The sequence below is a fragment of the Fibrobacter intestinalis genome (genome assembly GCF_900167415.1).
Classification (GTDB): Bacteria; Fibrobacterota; Fibrobacteria; order Fibrobacterales; family Fibrobacteraceae; genus Hallerella; species Hallerella intestinalis.
In genome coordinates this window covers 1-7,940 of the sequence record NZ_FUWU01000085.1, presented here as the reverse complement: position 1 = coordinate 7,940, position 7,940 = coordinate 1, and the positions used below count along the sequence as shown (strand labels likewise).

The following is a 7,940-nucleotide window of genomic DNA, read 5'->3' as shown; positions in this document are numbered from 1 at the left end:
TCTTCTTTTCGTTTTCCATTTCCGTTTTTCCTTTTTTTTGTTGGTTATTCCTTGATTTTTCCGAACGGAGTACCGTCGTCGAACTCGTAAATGTCGAGCATTAACTCGGAGTTCCGATCGTCCACCCGGAGCAAGCCTTCATCGTTCTCCATCTTCGAGACCATGAATTCCACGTTGGGGAAGTCCTTGCGGCGGTAGATGCGCCCCCAGAGGTTCCGGCGGTCCTCCCACGTGAAGGGGACAAATTCGTTTTCCTTTTCCATTTTCATTTCCTTTTGGTTCAGGGTTCAAAATTTCCGGCCTTTTAACGTCGTGCCGGGGACGGGCTTTAGCCGAGCCTCAGTTTCGCCGGGGTTTTGCGCCTCCCGGCAGGGCGTTAGCGGTGAGCAGTCGAAGGCTTCGCAGTCCGTTTAACGCCCGGACTGCAAGGCGAGGGCGTGCTAGATTCGGTGACATTGGGTACATTCGGGTACATTCACGTTTCTCCCTTTGCCATTCGGTTGATGGCGCGCCTTGCGCAATAGGTCTCGCAGGCCTTTTTCCAGTCTCTGATGGGCTTTCCGGAACGGTCCTTCCAGTCGCGCTCGGTGCAGAGTTCCCACCACTCGCGGGCGTCGGCATCGGAGAGCCTTGCGGCCTCGGCGAAGTCGTAGAGCTCCGCCGTGGAGGGCGGGGGGATGCGCTTACCAGTTGCGCACCCCTCCGCCGGGCTTTTAGCGGAAACTTTGGGGGGTGCGCCAACACCCCCGGCGCGCGCAGCTGCCACCTGCGTTGCGCTTGCCGCGGAACCGCCAATGTTAGGAGGATCGAGTTTCTCGGCGGATTCACCCGCGGCGGTTGTGGATTCCTGTGGCGGGATGCGCTTACCAGCAGCGCACCCCGCCGGGCTTGCCGAGCCTCCCCGCGTGTCGGGGGAATTCTTGCGTGGGCGGCCTCCCTTGGAGCCGTTGGCGACTGATGCCTTTGCTGCTCTGCTATTCATTCTTTCGTTAGCCATCCTTACCATCTTTGCACCGAAAGAAGTGCCTGAATCATTCATTTCTTCGAGGTCATCCATTGATTTCATCACATCTTCACCGGCTTGCTCTTTGGTCATTTTCCGAAAGTGACGGATAAACACTTTCCACTCTACTTTCGTCCAAAAAGCGCTCATTTTTTATTGCATTCCTGAGCATAAAGATTTTTAACGGCATCAATTGCAATTGCGGTGTTCGTGGAGGGCAAAATCTTTTTTATTCGATTTTTTCTAATGCCATCGAAAAAGCTTTGCATTTCCAGTGGAAACTTCACGGCTATCGTCTTTTTCATAGGTCCTCGGTTTCAGATTAAGAAACTTTTGTTTCGTTTGAGTATAAAATAGTATCTTTATTTGAAAAAGTCAATCCTTTTTTTCACTTTTTTTGAAACTTTTTTTTCTTTTTTAGGTGAAATGTCTATTTTGCCGATATGAACGACAGGAAAGTGAATATAAAAGCGGTTATGTCCGAGACCGGTCTGACTTTGGAGCAATTGGCAGAACTTGCGGAAATGCGGAATAGCAAAGCTATATATAAGTGGGCTTATGACAGGGAGAAAAACGGAATTCGTCCTACTTATGAAACTTTAGCCAAATTGCTGGAAGCTGGAGCTTCGGTTGAATCTCTGTTTGGGGTCAATTATAAAGCAGGTGAAAAAATCATCGAAAAAGAATTGACTCCGGATGATTTTATGCGAGGGCTTAAAAAAGCTTTGGCGGATTTAGGCAAATCCTGAGTTTTTTTACAATAAGCCGCAACGCTTTTTCTTGAATCTTTTTATTCTTCAAAGCGATTTCAGCAAGGGCGTAAATATAAAGGATGTCTTCTTTTTTCATAATAACCTGCTAGGTTTTGGTTAGGTTTGATTTAGGTTTTCTAAAAACCTAGAATAACCTGCTAGGTTTTCTAAAAACCTATTAGGTTAAAAAAAAAACTACGCTTCTTTCAGTAGTAGAAGTAGTAGTAACAGTAATAGGAGTAGTAATACCACTCTCTCCATTAAGAAGAATTCTGTATATAAGACCCTCTGTACTCTTTTTCTTTGGTTCTTTCTTTTGGGAGCGGAGTCGAGGGGGTTTTAAACAAAAAAGTTCAAGAAAAAATACTTGACAAAATGTATTGACAAATAGTAAATATAGAGCTATATTTGTTTCATGAAGTTCAACTGGAATTCCGAAAAGAACGAAATCCTGAAATCCGGGCAAAGGGCGGTGTCCTTCGAGGAAATCGTCGATGCGATGGAAAACGGTGGAGTTCTTGGGGATTTTCCGCATCCAAATTCGGAAAGGTATCCGAACCAGAGAATCGCGGAAGTGGCGTTGCGAGGATACGTGTGGATAGTCCCATACGTCAGAGAATCGGACGGGACCATGTTCCTGAAAACGGCATTCCCCAGCAGGAAGGCTACCAAAAGACACGGAGGCAAAAAATGATTTCTTTTTCCGAACATTCCGAAAAATACGGGCTGGACGACGAAGAGCGCGAGATCCTTGCCGCTTTCGAGGCTGGCAAGGTTTCCCCGGATGCGGATTCCGAAATGAACGTGGAGACGTTGCGCAAGGCTGCGACCGAGACCATGCGGGAGATTGCTGAACGCAGGAGGACGAACGCGACGAAGCCCGTCACGCTGCGGGTCCCTGTCCGCGTAATCGAGCGGTACAAGAAAAGGGCGTCTGCGGACGGAATCGGGTACCAGACGCTGATGAACGAAATTCTGGACGCTGCGATGGTGTAGTGATGGAAGGCGGTGGCGATATGCTAAAGGCTATCGACGAACCCATTGACGCGGAAGAGGCCGAAATCATGAAGGCGGTGAACAATGGCGAATACAGGATTCTGTCCGACGAAGAAGCCAAGAATGTCCTTTCGCCAGCCGCCAAGGTGATTTCCATCAGGATGCAGGGGGACGACCTACGGGGAATCCGGGAAATGGCGAAGGCCGCCGGGATGCCATACCAGACGCTCATCAACAGCATCATCCATCGGTACGTCACCGGCGGCATCTCGTTCAAGGTGCCGGTGTAGGGCGCATTCACGGATTCACTGGCCCGCCCGATTGGCGGGCTTTTTCTGTTGGGTACGGGGGGAAAGAGAAAGGGGGGATTGTAAAAATAAAAAAAACGTATTGACAAAATGTAATACATTTTGTATATTAAGTGCATGAAGATAATCAAGCACGCGTTCGACAAGTTCGACGAGAGGAACTTCACGCCGGAGATGGCCGCAAAGCTAATCAACGGGAAGCGGATTCTCGTCCGGTCAAAATCCAACCCGGACAGATATGTCGCTCTGGGCGAGATTGACGGGGACTGCTGGGTTGTCGTGCTGGAAAAGGACCTTTACACCGTCGTAACAGCCCGGAGGGCGCACAAGGACGAGGAGGAAATATGGAAAAGAAAATGAAGGTGAATAAAAACGCGAAAATGACCGCGGCGGAAATGGATGAGTTCGAAAGCGACCTCACCGCATTGTTCGAGGATGGAATCAGGGACGGCTCCGCCATAGTCTCCGACGGGCCGTGGGCCGATACGGTGAAGGCCATCAAGGAACGCCGCAGGCGTGAGGAAACGAAAATGGCTTCTTTCCGTCTTCCCGTGTGGGTCATCGAAGGGCTGAAAAGGAACGCAGAAAAAGGCGGCGTTAAATACAGCGAATATGCCATAGAGACGCTGGCCAAGGCTGCCGTGTAGGCGTTCGCACGGATTTTGAGAGTCCGTCGAATTGGCGGGCTTTTTCTGTTGGATACTGGGGAAAAGAGAAAGAGGGGGGTATAGAAATTTCTTCGTTAGAAGTATTGACAAATAGTAAATACTTTTGTATATTGTGGACATGAACGTAAGAATCAGCGACCACGCAAAAGGACACATGGCCGAGTGCTCCATCTCCGAGCAGGATGTACGGGATCTGTTCGATGAAAAAATCCCGGTCGTCAAGGCCGAACAGTCGAAAGAGTACGAAGACTGCATCGAGATCTATGCGGTTCTTTCCGGAAAGTTCTGCAAGGTCGTCTATTCCTACGTGACAAACACCGTAACAACCGCTTTCAAGTTGAGGGACAACCAATGGAAAAGATTGACGAAATAGAACTCGACGCCGCAAAAAAAGCGGCATACTTTGAAAACCGCTCCGAGGAAGAGGAACTGGAAGACAGCAGATGGGCCGTCAAGAACGGGCTGTCGTTCTCCGGTCCGGGAGCCATTCAAAAAGCAATCGAGGCCGCCAAGAAGAGGAACGCCGCCAACTCGCGGAAGATGGCCACTTTCCGAATCCCCGAAGGCGTCATCGCGGGGCTGAAAAGGAACGCCGCCCGAGCCGGGATGCGATACCAGACATACGTGAACACGGTCCTCGCGGAAGCGGCGAAGTAGGGAATGCTATATCACGTATTTTGAGAGTCCGCCCGGCTGGGCGGGCTTTTTTATAAAAAATCATCGTCCAATGCAACGAGCAGCGACGCTTGCAGCGGCGTTTTTTGCATTTTTTTTGAAATTATTCAACTTTATGTAATAAAAATACTTGACATAGTAAATAAAATAATGTGTATTATAGACATGAAAGCAAGAGAAGTAAAGAAGATGCTTGAGGATGCAGGATTCAGACTCGCTCGGATACACGGTTCGCACTGGATATACGAGAAAAAGGGATTCCCGCCGATACCGGTTCCGGACCACGGCGGAAAAGACCTTAAACCGGGGACGCTGAACAGGATTCTCAAGATGGCGGGACTCAAATAGGGTCCCCGCCCTTTCTTCCCTAAAAAAGGAGTCATCATGAACTACGTTGCAAGATTCTTCAAGGACGGCGATGGCATCGGCGTGGAGTTTCCGGACGTTCCGGGGGCTTTCACCTGCGCCGACAGCATGGAAGAGGCCAAGCAGATGGCAAAGGAATGCCTCGACGGGGTGCTTTCCGTAATGCTGGACAGGCGCGACCCTCTCCCGGAAGCAAAGACCAAGGCTGACCCGAAAAGGCGGCTTTTCCCCGTGTTCGTGGACGAGCGTCTGGCAATCGCCTACTCCGTGTTCGAGGCTCGCCGGGGCAAGTCCGCCGCCGAAATCAGCCGCCGCATGGGCATTTCCAGACAGGCGTACCAGCGCTTGGAGGACCCCAAATCAAGCCTTTCCGTATCTACGCTCATCAAGTTGGCCGACGCCCTCGGCAAGAAGCTTGAAGTGCGGCTGGTGTAGGATACGGCACTTCCCTCATGCGCGCCCCTTTTCCGGGGCGTTTTTTTTGCCTTTTTCGGTGTTTTTAGGAATCTTTCGGAATCTTTCGGGGTTTTGCCCATCCTTGCCCGTTCAGGGGCTAATTTTCAGTTGATGAAAAAGAACTTGAGGGACTTCACCGACTTCGAGCCGTCGCTTTTCCGGCGGACTCCGGAGGGATACCTTACCGGCCGCATCCGCGTCACTGGGGCCGGCGTCTTCTCCTATCGCGGGGATGGCGGCACCTTGCGCAGGCTTCGCCCTGTGAAAGTGGTGGGCGATGCGGAAAGCTTCGGCACGCTGAACGGAAAACCCGTGACGCTGCTGCATCCGTCAGACGACGTGACGCCCGACAATGCGCGCAACCTGTCCGTTGGATTTTCGGGCACTGACGCGGAATGGGACGGCCTTAACGCCTACGTGACCATTACCGTGACCGACAGGAAGGCGATAGACGCCATCGAGTGCGGCGACGTGGAGGCTGTTTCCTGCGGATATTCGGCGGACATATCGCGCGAAGGCGGCAACTGGCAGGGCAGCGAATACGACGAAGTCATGTCGTGCATCCGCTACAACCACATCGCGCTGGTGAAGGCGGGCCGCGCCGGGGACGGGGTGAAGTTCAGGATCGGCGACAACGCCGACGCAATGTTTTTTGAAACCGACAACCGCCGGGAGTTCCCGGAAGGAGAAAAGATGAAGACGATGATTATCGACGGCGTGCAGTGCCAGGCCGACGAGGCGGTCGTGGAACGCGTCCAGAAGCTTGAAAAGGCCTTGAAGGACGCTTCGGACAGGGAGGCTGGCTTCAAGTCCGAAATGGACAAGGCGGTGGCCGCCCGCGACGCCGCGACCGCAGAAGTGGAAAAGCTGAAGGCCGAACGCATGGACGACGAGGCCATTGCAAAGGCCGTTTCCGCAAAGCTCGAACTGGTCGAAAAGGCCAAGTCCTGCGGATGCGATGTTACCGCCAAGGATTCCGACGATGACATCCGCAAGGCCGTCATCAAGAAGGCGTTCGGCGACCGCATGGACGTGGAAGGCAAGAGCGCAGAATACGTGGCCTCGGCTTTCGATTCCGCCGTGATTTCGCTCGGCGATTCCGCCGGAAAACGGAAACAGGGCAACGGCCTCGAATCCGGCTTCAACGTCTGCGATTCGGATGACCCGGAAAAGGCGTACGCCGACATGTGCGGAAAACTCAACGGAACTAAAAAGGAGGGATAGGCCATGGCTTATTCAGGAAACCAAGTGGGGGCTCCGGGACTTCTCTTCCCGTTCGTGCTCCATTCCATCGAAACTGGAATCCTCCAGGATTCCAAGGACTCCGAAGGCGGCTTCGCTCTCTGGGGCAAGAAGGGCGAGACCGGCAAGGTCTATGCGGCAAAGCCCGAAAGCGACGGCATCCTTCTGGGAATCGCCCAGCGCACCACCGTCTGCGACGGCTACGACGAGGGCGACGCCGTGAACGTGGTCAAGAAGGGTCGCGTCTGGGTGAAGGTCAAGGGCGAAGTGCTGGCCGGACAGCCCGCATACGTGGACGACGGCAGCGGACTTCCTACGGCCACCGCCGGAACCGCCATCGCCGGAGGCTACTTCAAGTCCAACGCGCAGGACGGCGAACTCGCCGAACTGGAAATCGCATAAGGAGGAATCAATGAAATTTACAGACTCGCAGCTCAACGACATCCGTCGGCTTTTCAACCAGATAGCCACCGAGACCTACGGCCTCGAACGCGAAGCCCTCAAGGCCACCGCATTCATCCCCCGCCAGAGCGGCGTCGGCGAATGGGCGGATTCCTGGACGTACAAGGTCCTCTCCGAAATGGGCATCGCCAAGTTCATCAGCGACTACGCCGAGGACCTGCCGCCCGTTTCCCGCGCAATGGAACTCAGGACGGTCACCATCCGTCAGATTGCGGACAGCTACGGCTATTCCGAGGCCGAGGTGATGCAGTGGCTCACCGCCGGCATCGACCTCTCCCGCGACGACGCCGAGACCGCTCGCCGCAAGATCGACGAGAAGGTGGACGAGGTGCTTCTTGTCGGCGACAAGTCCGTTGGCATCGAAGGCCTCTTCAACAACTCCAACGTGACCCCGGTCGCCATCGCGGCGGGCGCAAAGGGCACCACCGATTTCAAGTCCAAGACAAAGGACGAAATCGTGGAGAGCGTACAGGCGATAATCGACGGCGCGTACGCCCTGAACGGCGGCACAGTCGTACTCGACACCATCATCCTGCCGCACGGGGCGTTCAGCCACATCGCGACCGCCAGCGTGAGCGCCACCGATTCCACCACCATCCTGAACCACCTGAAGACGGTCTTCCGCGAACAGGGAATCACGGACTGGCAGGAATCCCGCAAGCTCGACGGCATCGGCGAAAACTCCAAGGACCGCGCCGTCCTTTACAAGAAGGCTGCGAACGTTGTCTCCTACGTCCTGCCCATCCCCTTCCGCCAGAAGGCTCCGCAGGAATGTGCGCTGCACTTCAAGGTGCCTTGCTACGCACGAATCGGCGGCACGGTCATCAAGAACCCGAAGGCCATCGTTTACGCCGACGGCGTGTAGTTTCTTTCTTAATCCGGTACTCCCTTGGGGGGGGGGAACCCCCATGGGTTCCGGATTTTTGACTGAAAATTTTTGACATAAATTAAAAACCGGAGAACGAAAATGATTGTTACAAACAAAACAAGACACGCGGTTGTTTACGGTAAG

The 7,940-nt window shown here is 53.4% G+C and carries 16 protein-coding genes; 13 read left to right on the top strand and 3 right to left on the bottom strand.

Annotation, left to right across the window (positions count from 1 at the left end; all coding sequences use genetic code 11):
- Nucleotides 1-44: 44 nt before the first annotated feature.
- The 3 genes from B5D40_RS14340 to B5D40_RS15770 all read right to left on the bottom strand — a co-directional run bounded on the left by B5D40_RS14340 (nt 45) and on the right by B5D40_RS15770 (nt 1,308).
- Nucleotides 45-263, bottom strand: a complete 219-nt coding sequence (locus B5D40_RS14340) for a hypothetical protein (protein WP_143394362.1) — start codon at nt 261-263, stop codon at nt 45-47.
- Nucleotides 264-475: 212 nt separating this feature from the next.
- Nucleotides 476-982, bottom strand: a complete 507-nt coding sequence (locus B5D40_RS14335) for a hypothetical protein (RefSeq protein WP_144319715.1) — start codon at nt 980-982, stop codon at nt 476-478.
- Between the two features lie 167 nt (nt 983-1,149).
- Nucleotides 1,150-1,308, bottom strand: a complete 159-nt coding sequence (locus tag B5D40_RS15770; RefSeq protein WP_158222215.1) for a hypothetical protein — start codon at nt 1,306-1,308, stop codon at nt 1,150-1,152.
- A gap of 201 nt (nt 1,309-1,509) precedes the next feature.
- On the opposite strand from B5D40_RS15770, the gene B5D40_RS14330 reads away from it, so the two are divergent.
- The 13 genes from B5D40_RS14330 (at nt 1,510) to B5D40_RS14270 (ending at nt 7,793) form a co-directional block, all read left to right on the top strand.
- Nucleotides 1,510-1,752, top strand: a complete 243-nt coding sequence (locus B5D40_RS14330) for a hypothetical protein (protein ID WP_143394562.1) — start codon at nt 1,510-1,512, stop codon at nt 1,750-1,752.
- 418 nt (nt 1,753-2,170) lie between these two features.
- Entirely contained in the window at nt 2,171-2,449 is a 279-nt protein-coding gene (locus B5D40_RS14325; protein WP_078777466.1) for a DUF4258 domain-containing protein, read from the top strand.
- Entirely contained in the window at nt 2,446-2,751 is a 306-nt protein-coding gene (locus B5D40_RS14320; protein ID WP_078777465.1) for a BrnA antitoxin family protein, read from the top strand. Before B5D40_RS14325 ends, B5D40_RS14320 begins: the two co-directional genes overlap by 4 nt.
- A gap of 20 nt (nt 2,752-2,771) precedes the next feature.
- Nucleotides 2,772-3,041 carry a CopG family antitoxin gene (locus B5D40_RS14315; protein ID WP_143394563.1) on the top strand — a complete coding sequence of 90 codons (270 nt, stop codon included), beginning with the start codon at nt 2,772-2,774 and terminating at the stop codon, nt 3,039-3,041.
- Nucleotides 3,042-3,176: 135 nt separating this feature from the next.
- Complete coding sequence (locus B5D40_RS14310; protein ID WP_078777463.1) at nt 3,177-3,419, top strand: BrnT family toxin; 243 nt, start codon at nt 3,177-3,179, stop codon at nt 3,417-3,419.
- A complete protein-coding gene (locus tag B5D40_RS14305) occupies nt 3,404-3,706 on the top strand; it encodes a hypothetical protein (RefSeq protein WP_143394564.1) in 303 nt (100 codons plus the stop codon). Before B5D40_RS14310 ends, B5D40_RS14305 begins: the two co-directional genes overlap by 16 nt.
- 139 nt (nt 3,707-3,845) lie before the next feature.
- Nucleotides 3,846-4,100 carry a hypothetical protein gene (locus B5D40_RS14300; protein WP_143394565.1) on the top strand — a complete coding sequence of 85 codons (255 nt, stop codon included), beginning with the start codon at nt 3,846-3,848 and terminating at the stop codon, nt 4,098-4,100.
- Nucleotides 4,079-4,384, top strand: a complete 306-nt coding sequence (locus B5D40_RS14295; protein ID WP_078777460.1) for a hypothetical protein — start codon at nt 4,079-4,081, stop codon at nt 4,382-4,384. The genes B5D40_RS14300 and B5D40_RS14295 overlap by 22 nt, the downstream gene beginning before the upstream one ends.
- Nucleotides 4,385-4,552: 168 nt before the next feature.
- Entirely contained in the window at nt 4,553-4,750 is a 198-nt protein-coding gene (locus B5D40_RS14290; protein WP_234978180.1) for a type II toxin-antitoxin system HicA family toxin, read from the top strand.
- Nucleotides 4,751-4,786: 36 nt separating this feature from the next.
- Entirely contained in the window at nt 4,787-5,203 is a 417-nt protein-coding gene (locus B5D40_RS14285; RefSeq protein ID WP_078777459.1) for a type II toxin-antitoxin system HicB family antitoxin, read from the top strand.
- A 132-nt stretch (nt 5,204-5,335) separates the two neighbouring features.
- Nucleotides 5,336-6,448: a DUF2213 domain-containing protein gene (locus B5D40_RS14280; RefSeq protein ID WP_078777458.1), complete on the top strand. Its 1,113-nt coding sequence runs from the start codon at nt 5,336-5,338 to the stop codon at nt 6,446-6,448.
- A 3-nt stretch (nt 6,449-6,451) separates the two neighbouring features.
- Nucleotides 6,452-6,868, top strand: a complete 417-nt coding sequence (locus B5D40_RS14275) for a structural cement protein Gp24 (RefSeq protein WP_078777457.1) — start codon at nt 6,452-6,454, stop codon at nt 6,866-6,868.
- A 10-nt stretch (nt 6,869-6,878) separates the two neighbouring features.
- Entirely contained in the window at nt 6,879-7,793 is a 915-nt protein-coding gene (locus tag B5D40_RS14270) for a major capsid family protein (RefSeq protein ID WP_078777456.1), read from the top strand.
- Nucleotides 7,794-7,940: the final 147 nt, after the last annotated feature.

Excerpts from the sequence above, each read along its gene's own strand:
- B5D40_RS14340 (WP_143394362.1), bottom strand. The coding sequence starts at position 263 with ATGGAAAAGGAAAACGAATTTGTCCCCTTCACGTGGGAGGACCGCCGG.
- B5D40_RS14335 (WP_144319715.1), bottom strand. The coding sequence starts at position 982 with ATGAATAGCAGAGCAGCAAAGGCATCAGTCGCCAACGGCTCCAAGGGA.
- B5D40_RS15770 (WP_158222215.1), bottom strand. The coding sequence starts at position 1,308 with ATGAAAAAGACGATAGCCGTGAAGTTTCCACTGGAAATGCAAAGCTTT.
- B5D40_RS14325 (WP_078777466.1), top strand. The coding sequence starts at position 2,171 with ATGAAGTTCAACTGGAATTCCGAAAAGAACGAAATCCTGAAATCCGGG.
- B5D40_RS14320 (WP_078777465.1), top strand. The coding sequence starts at position 2,446 with ATGATTTCTTTTTCCGAACATTCCGAAAAATACGGGCTGGACGACGAA.
- B5D40_RS14315 (WP_143394563.1), top strand. The coding sequence starts at position 2,772 with ATGCTAAAGGCTATCGACGAACCCATTGACGCGGAAGAGGCCGAAATC.
- B5D40_RS14310 (WP_078777463.1), top strand. The coding sequence starts at position 3,177 with ATGAAGATAATCAAGCACGCGTTCGACAAGTTCGACGAGAGGAACTTC.
- B5D40_RS14305 (WP_143394564.1), top strand. The coding sequence starts at position 3,404 with ATGGAAAAGAAAATGAAGGTGAATAAAAACGCGAAAATGACCGCGGCG.
- B5D40_RS14300 (WP_143394565.1), top strand. The coding sequence starts at position 3,846 with ATGAACGTAAGAATCAGCGACCACGCAAAAGGACACATGGCCGAGTGC.
- B5D40_RS14295 (WP_078777460.1), top strand. The coding sequence starts at position 4,079 with ATGGAAAAGATTGACGAAATAGAACTCGACGCCGCAAAAAAAGCGGCA.
- B5D40_RS14290 (WP_234978180.1), top strand. The coding sequence starts at position 4,553 with ATGTGTATTATAGACATGAAAGCAAGAGAAGTAAAGAAGATGCTTGAG.
- B5D40_RS14285 (WP_078777459.1), top strand. The coding sequence starts at position 4,787 with ATGAACTACGTTGCAAGATTCTTCAAGGACGGCGATGGCATCGGCGTG.
- B5D40_RS14280 (WP_078777458.1), top strand. The coding sequence starts at position 5,336 with ATGAAAAAGAACTTGAGGGACTTCACCGACTTCGAGCCGTCGCTTTTC.
- B5D40_RS14275 (WP_078777457.1), top strand. The coding sequence starts at position 6,452 with ATGGCTTATTCAGGAAACCAAGTGGGGGCTCCGGGACTTCTCTTCCCG.
- B5D40_RS14270 (WP_078777456.1), top strand. The coding sequence starts at position 6,879 with ATGAAATTTACAGACTCGCAGCTCAACGACATCCGTCGGCTTTTCAAC.